This window comes from Bradyrhizobium sp. 26S5, from assembly GCF_036923295.1.
Taxonomy (GTDB): Bacteria; Pseudomonadota; Alphaproteobacteria; order Rhizobiales; family Xanthobacteraceae; genus Bradyrhizobium; species Bradyrhizobium septentrionale.
This window is the reverse complement of sequence record NZ_CP145948.1, coordinates 6,843,415-6,860,562: the sequence shown is the minus strand read 5'-3', so window position 1 is coordinate 6,860,562 and position 17,148 is coordinate 6,843,415. Positions and strand designations below refer to the sequence as shown.

Below are 17,148 nucleotides of genomic sequence, written 5' to 3'. Positions count from 1 at the left end.
ATGCAGTCTCCACTCATCTGTCGCGTCACCGCGCTCGACCTCGCATTGCAGCGGCGTCCCTGGCCCTTCGCGGACCAACGGCGCGCCGAGATCGACGCGCATTTCGCCGAGCAGCAGCGGCTGAACCCGAAATTGTGGAACGGCCGCGTCCTGCTCGGGCGCGATCCGGTGTTTGCCAGCGAGCGGCTCAGCGCGAGCTATTTCGAGACCGATTTCGCGAGCTTCCTGGCCTGGCGTGACTGGGGCTTTCCGGACAAGGAGATCTTCAATGGTTTTGGCATGGGCGCGCTGCTTGCCAGCGACGGCGCCTTTGTGTGCGGGGTGATGGGCAAGCACACGGCGAATGCCGGCCGGATCTATTTCCCCTCCGGCACGCCCGATCTCGACGATATCAGGGGCGAGACGGTCGATATCGCCGGCAGCGTGATGCGCGAGCTCGAGGAAGAGACCGGCCTCACCGCCGCGGATTGCCATGCCGATGCCGATTGGCACTGCATCTACACCGGCGTTGCGCTGGCGATGATGCAGATCCTGCGCGTCGACATGCCAGCGGACGCGCTGCGTGCGCGGATCGAGGCCAATCTCGCGCGGCAGGAGCATCCGGAGCTCGCCGGCATCCATCTGGTGCGCAGCCGCGCCGATCTCACAGCCGCAATGCCGCGTTTCGTCACCGCGTTCATCGAGACGCAGCTTCCGGCGTAGGCGCGTACGCGTAAAGCTCCGCTTCCGAGGATGAAGCGGTCGTTGCCTGGATCGTCCGTCATTGACGGCTTTTGACCCGACGCTGACACTAGCACCCCTGTACGGTGGTTTAGACCAGTTGTAACATTGCATCAAAAGGAGGCAAGGCATTCGGGGCGCCGGCCCGCGAGCGGTCTAAATATTTCCAGCAACTTACCGCGGTCGCTCGGTAGTGCGACATCAGGTGTCGGGGCAACCTGCTGCAATGAATGGCCGGGCGGGCGCGTGGTTTCGGTACATCACGATCAACGCCATCATGGAGATATCATCATGTCAAACGTGCAGCGGCGTGACGTTCTTATCGGCTCAGCGCTTGCTGCGGCAGCTGTGGCCGCAGCAAAGCCAGCGCTGGCCGGCGATCCGAGCTTCATGAACAACGTCCCCGATCCGCTTCTCGCGGCCGATGACCTGCCGACCTTCAAGTTCGCCCTGGAGAAATCTGAGGGAAAAGTTATCGGCGAAAGTTACGGCAAGGAGGCGACGGTCAAGCAGCTGCCGATCTCCAAAGGCATCGCTGGGGTCTCCATGCGGCTCGAACCTGGCGCGATGCGCGAGCTTCATTGGCACGCCACAGCAGCCGAATGGGCATTCGTCATCGAGGGCGGCGTGCGCACCACGGTCATCGATCCGCAGGGCCGGGCGGAGACCAACGAATTCGAGCCTGGCGATATCTGGTACTTTCCCCGCGGGCACGGCCACATGCTGCAGTGTCTCGGTAGCCAGGCCTGCCACTTTATTCTCATTTTCGACAACGGGTATTTTTCTGAGTTCGGCACCTTCAGCATCACGGACTGGATCGGCCACGCGCCGAAGACTCTTCTGGCCAAGAACTTCGGCGTGCCCGCGGCGACGTTTGACTCGTTTCCGAAGACGGAGGTCTATTTTGCCCGCGGGGCAATCGCTCCGGCACAGCCGGCCGCCCCGTTGCAAGGCGTAAATCTGCCGCCGCAGACGCACAAATACCGTTTGCTCGCCCAAGAACCACACGGGGTCTACAAGGGCGGCCGGGAGTGGCGCGTCGATGCCAGTCGGTTCCCGATCTCGACGACTGTGACCGGCGTCATCCTCGATCTCGATCCTGGCGCGTTACGCGAGCTGCACTGGCACCCTAACGCGGACGAGTGGCAATACGTCATCGACGGGCGGGTGTCCGTCACCCTGTTCGGCTCCCACGGACGGTTCCGCGTCGAGACGCTGGAGAAAGGCGACGTTGGCTACATTCCGCAGGGCTACGGGCACTCGATCGAAAATGTTGGCAATACGCCTGCGCGCATCCTGATCGGGTTCAACACTGGCACTTACGAGACGATCAATCTGTCGCAGTGGATTGCCGGCAACCCCGCTGACGTGCTCGCCGTCAATTTCGCGCAACCGCCGGAATTATTCGAGAAGTTTCCCAAGCACGACGTGTTTCTCGCGAGCGCCAGCGGCCCTGACAAATCGGCGCGATCAGATGGGCGGTAGTGGGTGAGGGTCCACAGCAGCAATCGGGACACGGAGCTTCTAACCGCGAAGGGCCCGAACTAAATTTTTGTGTCGATCCGTTGATGAGCTGCGCCACTTCTGCAGCGCGGCATTTACGGAGATCGCCCCGACATGAACCGACCAACACCGAAAACGTTGCAGCCCAGCGCTCACCAATGCCGGGAACGGAGGCGAGCGATCTTAATATCGATGAGGTGATCAAGTAAGAGTGCTGTTTGCTGCATTGGATGAGTCGGCTCATGGCCCTTTTCGGAAGCGTAGCGCTTGCTATCGAAAGTCCGGCGTCGGGGGTGAAGCGGACGTCACGGTTGCGCGCTCCGACTTCCGCGTTTGACCCATTGCGGCCGTGTTCGGAAGCTGGCTTTCAGCGCATCGGGCCAATCGTCTCCGCGGTTCTAAATCGCAATCTGCTATTTCTCCTGCCGCGCGCTTTCGAGCAGCGTCATGCAGGCGTCGAGGCAGGCTGCAGCAATCGTCCGGCCGAGGGGACCCGGCTTCTTGTTCAACAGCCGATGCATCACCACGCCGTGCAGCATCATGATGATCGGATAGGCGACGTGCGCGGCCCTGCTTTCGTCGACACCGGCGCGCACGATATGGGTGGTGTATCGTTCGATCTCGCCGGCCTGCGCACTCGTTGTGACGCGCTCCATCCAGCCACGCCCGTAGAGCAATTCATAATCGCGCGGGTGGGTGCTGCCGAACTCGAGATGTCGTACGCAGGTGTCCTGAAAGTCGCGGGATTTTGCGAGGTAGGCCGAGAAGCGCTGAAAGGCCAGCGTGCGCAACGCCGTCAGCAACGCCTCCCGGTCGGCGTAGTAGCTATAGACCGTCGGCGTCGTGGTGGCTGCTTCTGCCGCCACGCCGCGGATCGTCACGGCCTCCTCGCCGCCCGACTGCCACAGCGTGTCGGCGGCCTTCAAGATCCTGTGAGGCAGCTCCGGATCGGCAGTTCTCGGCATTGGCCCTCTTGCTTTTACAATGTATAAATTATACGTCGTCTAAATAATAAACCCGTCCCCAGGAGCAGGCAAATGGCTCTTTCCGCGAAACTGATTGACACCATGTACAAGCTCACGGCGAAGCACCCGTGAACACGCGCGATTTCGTGAAGCTCCATGCCGCCGAATTCAAGTACCGTGGACCGGCGCTTTGATGAGGTGTTCGGCACAGACCGCAAGCGGAATCCGACTGTTGAGGCGCCCGGATGGTCCGCTTTGGACCGAGGCTGTGCAACGGCTCAGCCGACCGAAATTCCAGCGCAATAATCTGCCCACGGTGTCGCTCTGTCGTCGGTCTGGCGCAAAGCGTATCGAGGCAATCCGACGCGGGCAATCCAATGAGACCTATGAGGGAAGGGCAGGCGCTTCTGACACGCTTCGTTCTGCTGCTGTTGTTGAGTGGCTGTGGAGAAGCGGCGGACCAGATGGCGGAGCAGGAGTGTCGTTCTTCGGATGCCCGCAGTTCGGTACTCAAGACATTTTCGGACGATCAAAACAACAAGCTGGTGACTTTTACCCTCAAATACTCAAGTTCACTTGACGCAATGATGAATGCTGCGAAATCGGAAACTGAAAAATCGGCGATTTTGGACGGTGCAAAGAAAAGCGCTGTCTACAGCCTGGATGGCACGATACTCGTGAAGTCAAGGGACAAGGCAACGCGAGAAGTCACGTGCATTGCGATACTGTCTGTCAGCGTTTTGGACACGAGCGCGGAAAAAGAAATAGAGTTTAGAGTGAGGCAAACGACCGACGGAACGCCGCTCGTTTCAGTCAGTCCTTTTCTTTTCTCGGTGGACTAGTCCCGAAACCCCGAGCGGCCATGCTCTGTATTCGGTCTGGTGCCCGCTTCTGATAGAGGAGCCGACCGACAGGCCGGCGAGTCACCAAACCTTGTCGGTCAGCCCGGTAATGCTAGTTTCGCCTCAGTAAGCAAGGAAGATGCAATGATCGAGCAACCCGCCACTGCTGCGGCATCGACGCCGGCAATCTCCGACACCCCCGCGACGATCAAGGTCATCATTTCCGGCGGTTTCGCCGCGGTTTACCGGGAAGTTCTTGCTGAATTCGAGCGAAGCACGGGCATCAGGGTGGAAACCGGATCAGGTGCGTCGGAGGGCACCGGTCCGAAGACGATCAGGCATCAGCTTGCCCACGGCATCAAAGCGGACGTGGTGATCCTGTCGCGAGAGGGACTTCGAAAGCTCAACGAAGACGGGCGGATTCGTGCGGGATCCGAAACCGGTTTGGCGACGGCGCCTCTGGCCGCCGCGGTTCGGGCAGGCTCGCCCAAGCCGGATATCGGCAATGATCTCGCGCTCAGGAAAGCCTTGATCGACGCAGGCCAGATTGTGGCGCCGAGCAGCACGAGCGGACAATATTTCCGCGACAAGGTCTTCCCAAAGCTGAATTTGCCGGACTCGGTCAGGCTCACCCTGGAGGCGCGTGGCACTGAGGCGGCCGAAGCGCTCAGGGCCGGCAAGGCAAATCTCTCGATAGGCCCGACCAGCGAACTGGTCCAAGAGCCCGGCATTGAACTGGTTGGTCTGCTGCCGCCAGATCTTCAGCTTGTCCAAACCTTCACAGCCGCTGTGGTCAGCGACTCCAAGGCGGCGGAAGCAGCCAGGCGCCTGATCGATTTTCTTTCCTCGGACAGCGATATCATGCACGCGGCAATCAAGCGGGCGGGCATGGCGCGGCCCTAGCGAACACTGCCTGCAGAGCCTAGCGCAGGAATCGTTGGCATGCCAATGTAGTGTTGTGCCAAACCCGCAGGAGGTCAAACATGCGAACAGACATAATGGGAGCACTTTGCGCCATCGCAATGGTCGCGAGCGCACACGCAGCAGTGAAGGAAGAGCCGGTCACCTACACGGACGGCGAGACCACGATGAAGGGCTTCGTCGTCTACGACGACGCCACCCAGGCCAAGCGGCCCGGCATCATCATGGTGCACGAATGGTGGGGCATCACCCCGCATATCCATAGTGAGGCGCGGAAGTTCGCGGAGCAGGGCTACACGGCCTTCATCGCGGACATGTACGGCGACGCCAAGACCGCCGACAACCCGAAGGACGCCGGCGCGCTCTCGGGGTCGGTGATGAAGAACCCGAAGGTGATGGAGCAGCGCTTCAACGCCGCGCGCGAGCAGCTCGCCAAGCAGGCCTCGGTCAATCCGCAGCGGATCGGCGCCGTCGGTTACTGCTTCGGCGGCGCGGTGGTGCTGAACATGGCGCGCACCGGCGCTGATCTCGCCGCCGTTGCGGGCTTTCACGCAACACTTGGTCTCAACACGCCGGCGCCGGCGCCGGGAACGGTCAAGGCGAAGATCCTCATTCTGAACGGCGCGGACGACCCGTTCGTGAAGCTCGAGCAGTACGATGCGCTGAAGAAGGATTTCGACGCGGCGAAGGCCGATTACCGGATCATCGAGTATCCCGGCGCTGTGCACGCGTTCACCAACCCCGAAGCCACAGAACTCGGCAAGAAGTTCAATTTGCCGCTCAGATACGATGCCAAGGCCGATCAGGAATCGAAGGCCGAAGCCGCCAAGCTGTTCGCCGCAAGCCTGCAAAAGTGAACCAAAAGGCCACCCACAGGGTGGCCTTTTTTGATTTGAGGGCAAAGCGGCCGCGGGTTTGATGAGCACCCGCGCCGGCGCCGCGCGTCCGCGATGCTCCGCCGAAAGTTTACGCAGGCCTGCGCCGTGGCGACGCAGCCATCGCGCTTGACATCATCGGCCGCTCCCCCTGTGATAGGGCCGCACGAAAACAAAAAATGCAGTGCACAATCTCTGGGGAGGGATTCATGCCGGTCAGGAGGGCTGTCCGCTGGCTCGCGGGTCTGTCTGTCGCGATTGCGGCGCTCGGCGTGGCCAATGCCGCCCATGCGCAGGACAAGAAGATCAAGATCGGCGTGATCTTCGATCTGACCGGCCCGCTCGCCGGCGGCGGCTCCGAGCTGCAATATACCGGCGTCAAGATCATGCTCGACCATTACGTCAAGACCGGCGTCGAGGGCTACAAGGTCGAGGCGGTCTATGCCGACGCGCAGAGCAAGCCCGACATCGCCATCAACGAGGCCGTCCGCCTGCTCGAGCAGGAGAAGGTCGACCTGGTGATGGGCTTCTTCTCCTCGGCGCAATGCGTGCCGGTCTCGGCCCGGGTCGAGCAGATGAAGAGGTTCATGTGGATCACGACCTGCATCTCCTCGGGCGTGTTCGACGGCAAGAACTACAAATACGTGTTCCGTCCGCAGGCCGCCGGCAACCAGTACGGCATGATGACGACCGACTTCATCGCGCAATATTCGATGTCCAAGTTCGGCAAGGAGCCGAAGGACCTCCGCGTCGCGATCATCCATGAGGACGGCGCCTATGGCGTCGACGTCGCCAAGGGCAATGAGGCCGGCGCGAAGAAGGCCGGCTTCAACATCGTGCTCAAGGAGGGCTATTCGGCGACCGCGCCCGATTTGTCGGCGCTGGTCACCAAGCTGAAGCGCGCCAAGCCCGACGTGATCTTCCACACCGGCTACAATCCGGACATTACCCTGTTATTCCGCCAGGCGCGCGAGCAGGGGCTGAAGTTCGGCGCCATCGTCGGCCATGGCGCGGGCTATGGCGTCTACGAGAAGCTCAAGGAAGGCCTTGGCGCCGACGCCAACTATCTCTTCAACACCGACCCGATCTCGATCTGGCTCGCCAACCAGAAGGGCATGGATCCCAAGCTTCCGCCGGTCATCAAGATGGTCGGCGAGGAATTCGATAAGCTCAAGCCGGGCGTGCCGATCCGCTCCGCCCATGTCGGCATCGGCGCCTCCAACGCCTATGTGTTCTTCGACGACGTGCTGCCGCGCGCGATCAAGAAATATGGCGGCGTCGATCCGGATGCGCTGCGCAAGGCCGCGCTCGACACCGACATTCCCGAGGGCGGCACCATGCTCGGCTACGGCGTGAAGTTCTTCGGCGAGGGCGAGCAGTACGCCGGGCAGAACGAGCGCTCGTTCCCGGTGGTGCTGCAATATATCGACGACAAATCCTATGTGGTGTGGCCGAAGAGCCAGATGCAGCGCGAGACCGAGCTGCCGCTGCCGGCCGGCACCACCTACAGCTACAAATAATTCGGCTGCGAAAGGGATCGCCGTGCTCGCCGTCGAAGGCCTGGTCAAGCGGTTTGGCGGCTTTTGCGCCGTCAACAACGTCTCGTTCCGCGTCGCGCAGGGCGAGATCCTCGGCCTGATCGGCCCGAACGGCTCGGGCAAGAGCACGATCTTCAACATGCTGTCGGGCACCTTGCCGCCGACCGAGGGCTCGATCCTGTTCGACGGCCGCGAGATCGCAGGCCTTGCCCCGCACCGCATTATCGTCGGCGGCATCGGCCGCACCTTCCAGATCCCGCGGCCGTTCCATCGCCTCAGCATTTTCGAGAACGTCGTGCTCGCCGGCTTCTACGGCCAGGGCCGTCACAGCCGCACCAAGGCCGAGGAGGCGGCCGAGCGCGCGCTGGCGATGGTTGGGCTGCCGACCGATCGTCACAGCAGCGTCGAGGGCCTGGGGGCTGCCGGATTGAAGAAGCTCGAACTGGCAAAAGCGCTCGCCACCGGCCCGAAACTCCTGCTCGCGGATGAAAGCCTCGGCGGCCTCGACGAGACCGAGATGGACGCGGCCGCCGACATGCTGCGCCGGATCCGCGACGAGCTCGGCATCACCATCATCTGGGTCGAGCACATCATGGGCGTGTTGATGCGCGTGGTCGATCGCGTGATGGTGCTCGATCACGGCGAGAAGATCGCCGAAGGGCTGCCGGCCGATGTCGCCGGCAATCCACGCGTGATCGAGGTCTATCTCGGCACCGATGCCGACGCGAGCCTGGCTGCCGCCGTCGCCGAGCAGGCGCGCCGCCGGATCGGGGCGTGAGCGGCATGCTGGAACTGAAATCGATCGATGCAGGTTATGGCAGCTTCCAGGCGCTGTTCGACGTCAGCCTCGACGTCCGGGCGGGCGAGGCGGTCGGGGTGATCGGCCCGAACGGCGCCGGCAAGACCACCCTGATGCGCGTGATCTCCGGATTGATCCGTCCGATCAAAGGCACCATCGCGATGGAAGGCACCGACGTCGTCGCGACGCCGCCGCATCGCATCGTCAGCCTCGGGATCGCGCATGTGCCGGAAAATCGCCGGCTGTTTCCGCGGCTCACGGTATCAGACAATCTGAAGATGGGCGCCTACATGCCGGGCGCCCGCGCGCATTACGCCGAGCGGCTCGACTTCGTGTTCGAGCTGTTTCCGCGCATGAAGGAGCGGCAGCACCAGATGGCCGGAACGATGTCGGGCGGCGAGCAGCAGATGTGCGCGATCGGCCGCGCGCTGATGTCGAATCCGAAGCTGCTGCTGCTCGACGAGCCGTCGGCCGGGCTCGCGCCGGTCGTGGTGCAGCAGGTGTTTGAGCTGGTCAAGCGCATCCGCGCCAGCGGGCTGACGGTGTTGATCGTCGAGCAGAACGTGCAGCAGGTGCTGCGCGTGGTCGACCGCGCCTATCTGCTGGAAGCCGGCAGCATCCGCGCCGCCGGCACAGCGGCGGAGCTCGCTGCAAGCGACACCATCAAGCAGGCGTATTTGGGGGTGTAGGGGATGATGACCGAACGTTATCGAGATGCGGCCGCTCGGACGGTTCACCTCTCCCCCTGTGGGAGAGGTCGGATCGCATCGCCAGATGCGATCCGGGTGAGGGGTGACGCTCTCCCGTGGGACCTGCAGCCCTCACCCGGCGCTGCGCGCCGACCTCTCCCCGACGGGGAGAGGTAAGAAAGGCAGCGACGATGCAATCCTTCCTCAACATCTTAGACATCTACCTGCTGGAGGCCGTGATCAACGGCATCCTGCTCGGCGGCGTGCTGGCGCTGCTGGCGCTTGGGCTCAACCTGATCTTCGGTGTCATCGACGTCACCTGGATCTGCTACGCCGAGCTCGTGATGATCGGCATGTACGGCATGTACTATCTCGTGCAGTATTATCATTTGCCGTACTGGGCCGCCGCACCGCTCGTCATCCTGCTGGTGGCGTTGTTGGGCGCCGCGTTGCATTTCCTGGTCATCGCGCCCTTGCTGACGGCGCCGCCGATCAACCAGCTGCTCGCCACCGGCGGCGTGCTGTTCATCCTGCAGAGCTTTGCCACCGTCGCCTTCGGTATCGATTTCCGCAATCTCGGCATCCGCCTGCCGGTGCTTGCGCTCGGCGAGATGAATTTCAGTTACGCGCGACTGTTGTCGTTCGGCGCAGCGCTGGTCGGCATGATCGGCGTCTATCTGTTCCTGACCCGCACCTTCACCGGCACCGCGATCCGCGCCATCGCGCAGGACCGCCAGATCATGCCGCTGATGGGCGTCGATCCCAAGCGCATCTATCTCGTCACCTCGGCGATCGGCGGCGGGCTTGCCGGTCTCGCCGCCTGCCTCCTGGTGCTGCAATATGACGTGCATCCGTTCGTCGGCCTGTCGTTCGGGCCGATCACCTTCCTGATCTGCGTGCTCGGCGGGCTCGGCAATTTCATCGGCGGCTTCATCGCCGCCTTCGTGTTCGCCGAGATCATCTCGCTCGGCGGCCTGTTCTCCGATCTCGAATGGGGCTACGTGCTGGCCTTCGCCTTCTTCATCGTCATGATGTTCATCCGGCCCGCGGGCCTTTTGGCGAGGCGCTCGTGAACAGCAAGCTCGCCTTCTGGGTCATCGCGCTGATTGCGCTGGTCGCGTTGCCCTTCGTGCATCGCGATCCCTATCATCTGCATGTGCTGGTGCTGATCCTGATCTGGTCGTTCGCCTACACCTCATGGTCGATCATGGGCCGCTTCGGCCTGGTCTCGCTCGGCCATGGCGGTTTCATGGGCATCGGCGCCTATGTCACCGCGCTGCTTTGGAACCACCTCGGCGTCTCGCCCTGGATCGGCATTCCCCTGAGCATGGCAACCGCGGGCGTGCTCGCGCTGATCGTGGCCTATCCCTGCTTCCGCTTCCGCATCACCGGGCATTATTTCGTGCTGGTGACCCTGGCGCTGTCGGGCATCGTGCTCCAGGTCATCACCGCGACCCGCGACTATACCGGCGGCTCGCTCGGCTATACGCCCCAGCGCGCCCAAAGCGGCAAGGGACTATTTGCGCTGCAGTTCGACGACAAGATCACCTGGTACCTGATCGCGCTTGCGGTCTGGGTCTTAGGGCTCGTGATCTGGCGCGCGATCGACCGCAGCATGATCCGCCACGCCATGGAGGCGATCTCGGAGGATGAAGACGCCGCCGCCGCGGCCGGCGTCAACGTCACCGCGGAGAAGCTGAAGATCACCCTGATCAGCGCGCTGATGACCGCGCTCGCCGGTGCGCTCTACTGCCAGTACCAGATGTTCATCTCGCCCGACACGGTGAGCGGCATTGCGGTCTCCCTGCAAATGGTATTCGCGGCGATCGTGGGCGGCGTCTATGTCGCGCTGGGGCCCACGGTCGGCGCCGTCATCACCATCGTGCTGGCCGAGGTGCTGCGCATTGGCTTCGGCACCAAGGCGGTCGGCTGGGACAATCTGGTCTATGGCGTGCTGCTGGTGCTTTTCATCATCTTCCTGCCCAAGGGGATTCTTGGTAGCGTGATCGACCTGGTCAAATCGCCACGCAAGCCGTCGAGAGGTCATGAGCAACAAACCGCCCCCATCGCTCGCCGATGAACTGAAACCCTACGTCGCACCGTTCCGCTTCGACGGTTCGAGCGAGTTTCACCTCAAATCGTACCCGACCGCCGAGAAGGGCGGCATCGACAAGGATGCCGGCGGCAAGATCATCGAGGCCAACCGCAAGCGGCTGAACGACTACCAGGAGAAGCTCTACGCCCAGGACCGCTGGTCGTTGCTGCTGATCTTCCAGGGCATGGACGCCGCCGGCAAGGATTCGGCGATCAAGAGCGTGTTCGAGGGCGTCAACCCGCAGGGCTGCGAGGTCTCCTCCTTCAAGCAGCCGTCGACCAGGGAGCTCGACCACGACTTCATGTGGCGCGCCATGATCGCGCTGCCGGAGCGCGGCCGCATCGGCATCTTCAACCGCTCCTACTACGAGGAATGTCTCGTGGTGCGGGTGCACGCCGACGTGCTCGCCAAGCAGAAGATTCCGAAGCGCCTCGTCACCAAGAACATCTGGCGCGAGCGTTTTGAGGATATCTCCGCGATCGAGCGCTATCTGTCGCGCAACGGCACCATGATCCTGAAGTTCTTCCTTAACGTCTCCAAGGAAGAGCAGCGCCAGCGCTTCCTCGCCCGGCTCGAGGAGCCGGCCAAGAACTGGAAGTTCTCGATGGCCGACATTTCCGAGCGCGCGCTGTGGGCCAAGTATCAGGCCGCCTATCAGGACATGATCCACCACACCGCGACCAAGGAAGCGCCCTGGCACATCGTGCCCGCCGACCACAAATGGTTCGCCCGCGTCGTGATCGGCTCGACCATCATCAATGCGCTCGACCGGCTCGAGCTGAAATTCCCCGAGGTCGACAAGGCCGACTTAAGCGAATTCAAGCGCGTCCGCGCGGCGCTGGAAGCGGAAGGCAAGGGCGGCGCGGCGGAGAAGAAGGTGGCTGTGAAGAAGTAGTGCGCGTCCTTTGCCATTTGTGCCGCCATCACCTGAGGTGAGCACCTAGCAAGTGAGGTGAGCACGCTAGTCAGACACCCTCCCCCCTTGCGGGGGAGGGTGGGGAGAGGGGTGGCCCCGGGCGGGATCGTCGACGTGAGCGCTGTCTTCGCAATTCGATCGCGGGCGGTCGAAAGACGAATCGAGAGAGCACGCCGTGTGGCACCCCTCTCCCTAACTCTCCCCCGCAAGGGGGGAGGGAACCCTACCGCCGGTGGCTCTCTTACTCGCTTGTCGCGTCAACAGAGCACAACAGCCGTCACTACCCCTTGCGCGACGGCATCCACGCGGACAAGAGATAGAACCCGATCGCCACGATGAGGAGATAGCGGAATCCGAGTAGCGTCGAGCAGGACTCGGCGAGGCCGCCGATCACTGATCCCGCGATGTTGGATCCGAACGCCTGGTCGGGATTGGCCTCGTCGCGGAAGGTGCGGGCGAAGATCACGCCGGCGAAGAACATCGGGCCGAGCGCCAGCGCGCAGGGGATCACGTAGCGCCAGACGAGGCCGCCGCTCAGGAAGGTGTCGAGCGGCACCAGCACCGCGACCGCCAGCAGCACCAGCAGTCCGGCATAATGCAGCACCAGCCGGGTCGACGGCACCTTGATCACATAGAGATTGGCGGCGAGGATCAGCACGAGCGCGGTGAAGAACACCGCGGAGTTGACCAGCCAGGTGCTGCCGAACAGCAGCGCCATCTGCACCACGGCCTTGGTTTCCAGCAGCATGAAGGCTGCGCCGAGGAAGAACATCCGGTTGTTGGGCCGCCATACGCCCTTCGGCTTGAACAGATAGACGAGGCCAAGCCCGAGCACGCCGAGCAGGATCATCGAGCGAACGGTCAGGTCGGGGATCAGCCTGCCGCTGACATACAGGAACGGCCAGTCGTCGCTGGTCGGTTGCGCGGCGCCTGCATTGTCGACCACCAGTTTCGCCGGCGCCAGCGGCACCCAGTCGCCGTGCTTGGCGGCTGTCTTGTCTTGCGCCTTGACCTGTACCTTGTCCTGCGGCTTGTCGAAGCCGTCGACCGACAGGTTCTCCGGCGGCAGGCTGTTCAGCCAGAACTGGCCACGGTCGCGGAACGAGGTGGAGATGCGCGGATTGCAGCCCGCGATGATGGTGGTGAAGCCGACCGCCTCCGACGATGTCAGCGTTTCCTTGTAGGACAGGGGCAGCACCAGCGGATCGCAACCGAACACCTGTTTCGCCATCGCTGCGACGCGTTGCACGATCCAGCCCTGGCGGTAGTAATTGTACATCACGAAGATGCCGTCCGGCTTCAGCACGCGGCGGACGTCCTGGAACGCCTGTTCGGTGAACAGATAGCTTTCGAGGCGGATGTTGGCGTAGCCGCTGTGCAGGATCAGCGAGTCGACCAGCGCGTAGACCACCAGATCGTATTTGCGTTCGGTGGTGCGCAGGAAATGCCGGCCGTCATCGAGATGCGGCACCACCCGCGGATCCTGATAGGGCTTGTCGGGGTGGTTGTTGATGCCGATGTTCTGGATCACCGGATCGATCTCGACCGCATCGATGCGGTCGACGCCGAAGCGCAAGGCGTGCGCCAGATCGTTGCCGGAGCCAGCGCCGATGATCATGACGTCCTTGAACGGCGCGCCGCCGCTGTGCTTCTGCAGCAGATGGATCAGCGAATAGGACGAGCCACGATCGCTGAACGGCATCATTTCCTGATGGCCGATATTGTTGACGGTGATCTCGCCGCTCGATTTGTTGAGGTCGACGGCGTAGTAGGGCGACCAGCGGTTTTCATGGGTCTCGGAACGATCGGTGTAGAACCCGATGAAACCCACCACGACGATCAGCGTCACCAGACGCAGGATCGACAGCGCCTTGTCCTGGTAGAGCAGATAGACGATGCCGGCACAGCTGATGCCGAACCAGACCACCGGCGGCGCCTGCGCGAACGACAGCAGCGAGAACCCGACGATGCCCGCGAGGCTGCCGCCGATGTTCAGCGAATAACCGGCGACCCGGTTGGGATAGGCGTCGAAGGCGCGGCCAAGCGCCTGGCCGGGGCCGACGAACATCAGCGCGATCAGCACGAAGAACAGTCCGGCGATCGCCTCGATCGGCACGACGAATTGGGCGAGATCGGGGTTGCGATACTCGGTGCCGAAAAACACCTCCTGCGGCGAAGCCTGATTGCCGACGTCGACCGCGAGCCCGCCCCAGTAGGAATACAGCACCATGATCGCGACCACGGCGGCGAAGGTGACGAAGGCGAGTCCTGGAAACAGCGCAAGCCAGTTGGTGCTGCGCCGCGCGGCGAGGCAGCCGCAGGACATCCCGAGGAAGGCCGCGAGCAGCACGATGTTGGTGAAGAACTGCAGGAAGACGACCTTGGCCGAGAACCAGCGGATGCAGGCCAGCTCGAGGAACAGGATCAGGAATCCGACGAGGAAGAGATTGAAGCCGACCTGTCGCTGGTTGAGCCCTTCGGCCAATTTCGTCGCGGGCATCATATCTCCTTAACCAAAAAGTCTTCGCCTGGATCGTCGGCAAAAGCGCCGCGGCTACCAGGTGGTCGTCTCGTCGGCCATGAAATGAGTCCGCTCGGGTCGCCGCCCGCAGACTAGGTGCAACCAGTTGAACAAAGATTGATTGATCGGGAGGCGGACGTGCCGTGGGTGGCGCCTGATGATGTCGCTTATGGTGTCATGGTGTATGTCAGGTTTCGTCGCACTTGTCCCGGCACGGATGTGAGCGCGCGCTGCGCGGGATGTCCGGCTTCATACGTGCAGCGCGCTCAGCGCCTAATAGCGCCGACGATGCGCTGATCGCGTGACAACGTCGGAAGGCGATGGGTTTCGCTGCGCTCTACCCATCCTACGATTCAGGGCGTCGATCTCGTGAGGTGAGCACATCTCTCAAGCTCCCTCCCCCCTTGCGGGGGACGGTGGGGAGAGGGGTGCGCCCCGGGCGAGACGATCCAGTAACGAACCCGTTCTCACAATCTCGATCGCATCGTGATGATCCAGGCAGAAGATGGAGAGAGCACGTCGTGTGGCCACCCCTCTCCCTAACCCTCCCCCGCAAGGAGGAGGGAACCCTCCCGCCGGTGCGTCCCTCATGTGCCTCGGCGTCTGGCCAACCCGCCGCCCGCCTTTAGGTCAATCCCACTGACCATCTTTACCCATTGCGGCGGCTTGCCATAATCGTCTAGAACGACGGCGCGTAAGCGCTCCCGGCAACCAACCGTCAACGGTTTTGCCCGAGGATTTTGGCGCTCAACAGGGTCTGGCAATGCTGCTTCGCGGCCAAATCGATGGGATTTCGGGGGAGGTGGCCCAGGCTACCGCCACGATCCCGGCCGCGCGGCCCACCCTGCTTATTGGCGGCCTGCTTCTTACCTGCCCCTGAGGGCCGGCTGGGCGTTTGCGCCTGGGCACTCAGGGGTTTGTACGAGATCACCGGACCCTGATATTCGCCCAGGCAATCGCTCAAGCAGCAACATGACGGGCGCAAAAGCTCAAAGGAATTTCTGACATGACCACCGCGAACAAGTCCGACAAGGACCGCGTCATCATTTTCGACACCACCCTGCGCGACGGCGAGCAGTGCCCCGGCGCCACCATGACCTTCGAGGAGAAGCTCGAGGTCGCCGAGTTGCTGGACGACATGGGCGTCGACGTCATCGAGGCCGGCTTCCCGATCACCTCGGAAGGCGACTTCCAGGCGGTCAGCGAGATCGCCCGCCGCTCCAAGAACGCGGTCATCGCCGGCCTGTCCCGCGCCCATCCGGCCGACATCGACCGCTGCGCCGAAGCGGTAAAATTCGCCCGCCGCGGCCGCGTCCATACCGTGATCGCGACCTCGCCGCTGCACATGCGGGTCAAGTTGAACAAGACCCCCGAGGAGGTCATCGAGACCTCGGTCGCGATGGTCGCCCGCGCCCGCAACCAGATCGACGACGTCGAATGGTCGGCCGAGGACGGCACCCGCAGCGAGATGGACTATCTGTGCCGGATCGTAGAAGCCGTGATCAAGGCGGGTGCCACCACGGTGAACATCCCCGACACCGTCGGCTACACGGTGCCGGAGGAATACACCCACTTCATGCGGACGCTGATCGAGCGCGTGCCGAACTCCGACAAGGCGATCTTCTCGGTCCATTGCCACAACGACCTCGGCATGGCGGTCGCCAACTCGCTGGCCGGCATCGTCGGCGGCGCCCGGCAGGTCGAGTGCACCGTCAACGGCATCGGCGAGCGCGCCGGCAACGCCGCGCTGGAAGAGATCGTGATGGCGATCAATGTGCGGAACGACAAGTTTCCGTACTGGAACAAGATCGACACCACGCAGCTGACCCGCGCCTCGAAGGTGGTGTCGGCCGCCACCTCGTTCCCGGTGCAGTACAACAAGGCGATCGTCGGCCGCAACGCGTTCGCCCATGAGAGCGGCATCCATCAGGACGGCGTGCTGAAGGACGCCTCGACCTACGAGATCATGCGGCCCGAGATGGTCGGCCTGAAGCAGTCCTCGCTGGTGCTCGGCAAGCATTCCGGCCGCCACGCCTTCATCCACAAGCTGGAGGAGATGGGCTACAAGCTCGGCGCCAACCAGCTGGAAGATGCCTTTACGCGGATGAAGGCCTTGGCCGACCGCAAGAAGGACATCTACGACGAGGACATCGAGGCGCTGGTCGACCAGGAGATGGCGGCCGCCCACGACCGCATCAAGCTGACCTCGCTGACCGTGATCGCCGGTACCCATGGTCCGCAGCGCGCGACCATGAAGCTCGACGTCGACGGCCAGATCAAGATCGAGGAAGCCGAGGGCAACGGCCCGGTCGACGCCGTCTTCAACTGCATCAAGCGCCTGGTGCCGCACGAGGCCAAGCTCGAACTGTACCAGGTGCACGCGGTGACCGAAGGCACCGACGCGCAGGCCGAGGTCTCGGTGCGCCTCGCCCATGAGGGCCGCTCGATGACCGCGCGCGCCGCTGACCCGGACACGCTGGTCGCCTCCGCAAAGGCCTATCTCGGCGCGCTGAACAAGATCGTGATGAAGCGCCAGCGCGACGTGCCGGCCTCCAAGGTCGCGGGCTGACGGTTCGCCCAATCAACGCATCCGGAAACGCGGCGCCCCGGCGCCGCGTTTTTCGTTTGAGCACACATTCAACCCGTCATCCCAAGGAGCGCGGAACGCGCGTCTCGAAGGATGCACGGCCCCGCTGCTTCGGCGCGTGACGATCGCCTTGTGGAGAGGGCCGGGCCGTCGCCCTTCGAGACGCGCGCAAGTGCG

The 17,148-nt window shown here is 63.0% G+C and carries 14 protein-coding genes; 12 read left to right on the top strand and 2 right to left on the bottom strand.

Features of this window, described 5'->3' with window-relative positions; genetic code table 11:
- Entirely contained in the window at nt 1-702 is a 702-nt protein-coding gene (locus tag V5279_RS32380; RefSeq protein ID WP_338691183.1) for an NUDIX hydrolase, read from the top strand.
- 309 nt (nt 703-1,011) lie between these two features.
- Entirely contained in the window at nt 1,012-2,205 is a 1,194-nt protein-coding gene (locus V5279_RS32375; protein WP_166305127.1) for a cupin domain-containing protein, read from the top strand.
- 431 nt (nt 2,206-2,636) lie between these two features.
- On the opposite strand, the gene V5279_RS32370 is transcribed toward V5279_RS32375, so the two are convergent.
- Entirely contained in the window at nt 2,637-3,188 is a 552-nt protein-coding gene (locus tag V5279_RS32370; RefSeq protein ID WP_338691182.1) for a TetR family transcriptional regulator, read from the bottom strand.
- Between the two features lie 386 nt (nt 3,189-3,574).
- Between V5279_RS32370 and V5279_RS32365 the strand changes: the two genes are divergently transcribed.
- From V5279_RS32365 to V5279_RS32325, 9 genes are all read left to right on the top strand, one after another.
- Complete coding sequence (locus tag V5279_RS32365; protein ID WP_338691181.1) at nt 3,575-4,030, top strand: hypothetical protein; 456 nt, start codon at nt 3,575-3,577, stop codon at nt 4,028-4,030.
- Nucleotides 4,031-4,174: 144 nt separating this feature from the next.
- Nucleotides 4,175-4,933: a substrate-binding domain-containing protein gene (locus V5279_RS32360; protein WP_338691180.1), complete on the top strand. Its 759-nt coding sequence runs from the start codon at nt 4,175-4,177 to the stop codon at nt 4,931-4,933.
- Between the two features lie 80 nt (nt 4,934-5,013).
- Complete coding sequence (locus V5279_RS32355) at nt 5,014-5,808, top strand: dienelactone hydrolase family protein (protein ID WP_338691179.1); 795 nt, start codon at nt 5,014-5,016, stop codon at nt 5,806-5,808.
- 227 nt (nt 5,809-6,035) lie between these two features.
- A complete protein-coding gene (locus tag V5279_RS32350; RefSeq protein ID WP_338691177.1) occupies nt 6,036-7,346 on the top strand; it encodes an ABC transporter substrate-binding protein in 1,311 nt (436 codons plus the stop codon).
- A gap of 22 nt (nt 7,347-7,368) precedes the next feature.
- Nucleotides 7,369-8,142: an ABC transporter ATP-binding protein gene (locus V5279_RS32345; protein ID WP_338691176.1), complete on the top strand. Its 774-nt coding sequence runs from the start codon at nt 7,369-7,371 to the stop codon at nt 8,140-8,142.
- Nucleotides 8,143-8,147: 5 nt separating this feature from the next.
- Nucleotides 8,148-8,852, top strand: a complete 705-nt coding sequence (locus V5279_RS32340) for an ABC transporter ATP-binding protein (protein ID WP_029078783.1) — start codon at nt 8,148-8,150, stop codon at nt 8,850-8,852.
- 191 nt (nt 8,853-9,043) lie between these two features.
- Complete coding sequence (locus tag V5279_RS32335; protein WP_338691175.1) at nt 9,044-9,925, top strand: branched-chain amino acid ABC transporter permease; 882 nt, start codon at nt 9,044-9,046, stop codon at nt 9,923-9,925.
- A complete protein-coding gene (locus V5279_RS32330; protein ID WP_338691174.1) occupies nt 9,922-10,932 on the top strand; it encodes a branched-chain amino acid ABC transporter permease in 1,011 nt (336 codons plus the stop codon). The genes V5279_RS32335 and V5279_RS32330 overlap by 4 nt, the downstream gene beginning before the upstream one ends.
- Complete coding sequence (locus V5279_RS32325) at nt 10,898-11,842, top strand: polyphosphate kinase 2 family protein (protein WP_338691173.1); 945 nt, start codon at nt 10,898-10,900, stop codon at nt 11,840-11,842. Before V5279_RS32330 ends, V5279_RS32325 begins: the two co-directional genes overlap by 35 nt.
- Before the next feature lie 301 nt (nt 11,843-12,143).
- On the opposite strand, the gene V5279_RS32320 is transcribed toward V5279_RS32325, so the two are convergent.
- Nucleotides 12,144-14,363 (bottom strand): hypothetical protein, encoded by a 2,220-nt coding sequence (locus V5279_RS32320; RefSeq protein WP_338691172.1) that lies wholly within the window; start codon nt 14,361-14,363, stop codon nt 12,144-12,146.
- A gap of 1,027 nt (nt 14,364-15,390) precedes the next feature.
- Between V5279_RS32320 and V5279_RS32315 the strand changes: the two genes are divergently transcribed.
- Nucleotides 15,391-16,953, top strand: coding sequence for a 2-isopropylmalate synthase (locus V5279_RS32315; RefSeq protein WP_166305154.1), 1,563 nt, complete (start codon nt 15,391-15,393; stop codon nt 16,951-16,953).
- Nucleotides 16,954-17,148: the final 195 nt, after the last annotated feature.

What these genes read in the sequence shown, in the direction of transcription:
- V5279_RS32380 (WP_338691183.1), top strand. Translation starts at nt 1, where the DNA reads ATGCAGTCTCCACTCATCTGTCGCGTCACCGCGCTCGACCTCGCATTG.
- V5279_RS32375 (WP_166305127.1), top strand. Translation starts at nt 1,012, where the DNA reads ATGTCAAACGTGCAGCGGCGTGACGTTCTTATCGGCTCAGCGCTTGCT.
- V5279_RS32370 (WP_338691182.1), bottom strand. Translation starts at nt 3,188, where the DNA reads ATGCCGAGAACTGCCGATCCGGAGCTGCCTCACAGGATCTTGAAGGCC.
- V5279_RS32365 (WP_338691181.1), top strand. Translation starts at nt 3,575, where the DNA reads ATGAGGGAAGGGCAGGCGCTTCTGACACGCTTCGTTCTGCTGCTGTTG.
- V5279_RS32360 (WP_338691180.1), top strand. Translation starts at nt 4,175, where the DNA reads ATGATCGAGCAACCCGCCACTGCTGCGGCATCGACGCCGGCAATCTCC.
- V5279_RS32355 (WP_338691179.1), top strand. Translation starts at nt 5,014, where the DNA reads ATGCGAACAGACATAATGGGAGCACTTTGCGCCATCGCAATGGTCGCG.
- V5279_RS32350 (WP_338691177.1), top strand. Translation starts at nt 6,036, where the DNA reads ATGCCGGTCAGGAGGGCTGTCCGCTGGCTCGCGGGTCTGTCTGTCGCG.
- V5279_RS32340 (WP_029078783.1), top strand. Translation starts at nt 8,148, where the DNA reads ATGCTGGAACTGAAATCGATCGATGCAGGTTATGGCAGCTTCCAGGCG.
- V5279_RS32335 (WP_338691175.1), top strand. Translation starts at nt 9,044, where the DNA reads ATGCAATCCTTCCTCAACATCTTAGACATCTACCTGCTGGAGGCCGTG.
- V5279_RS32325 (WP_338691173.1), top strand. Translation starts at nt 10,898, where the DNA reads ATGAGCAACAAACCGCCCCCATCGCTCGCCGATGAACTGAAACCCTAC.
- V5279_RS32320 (WP_338691172.1), bottom strand. Translation starts at nt 14,363, where the DNA reads ATGCCCGCGACGAAATTGGCCGAAGGGCTCAACCAGCGACAGGTCGGC.
- V5279_RS32315 (WP_166305154.1), top strand. Translation starts at nt 15,391, where the DNA reads ATGACCACCGCGAACAAGTCCGACAAGGACCGCGTCATCATTTTCGAC.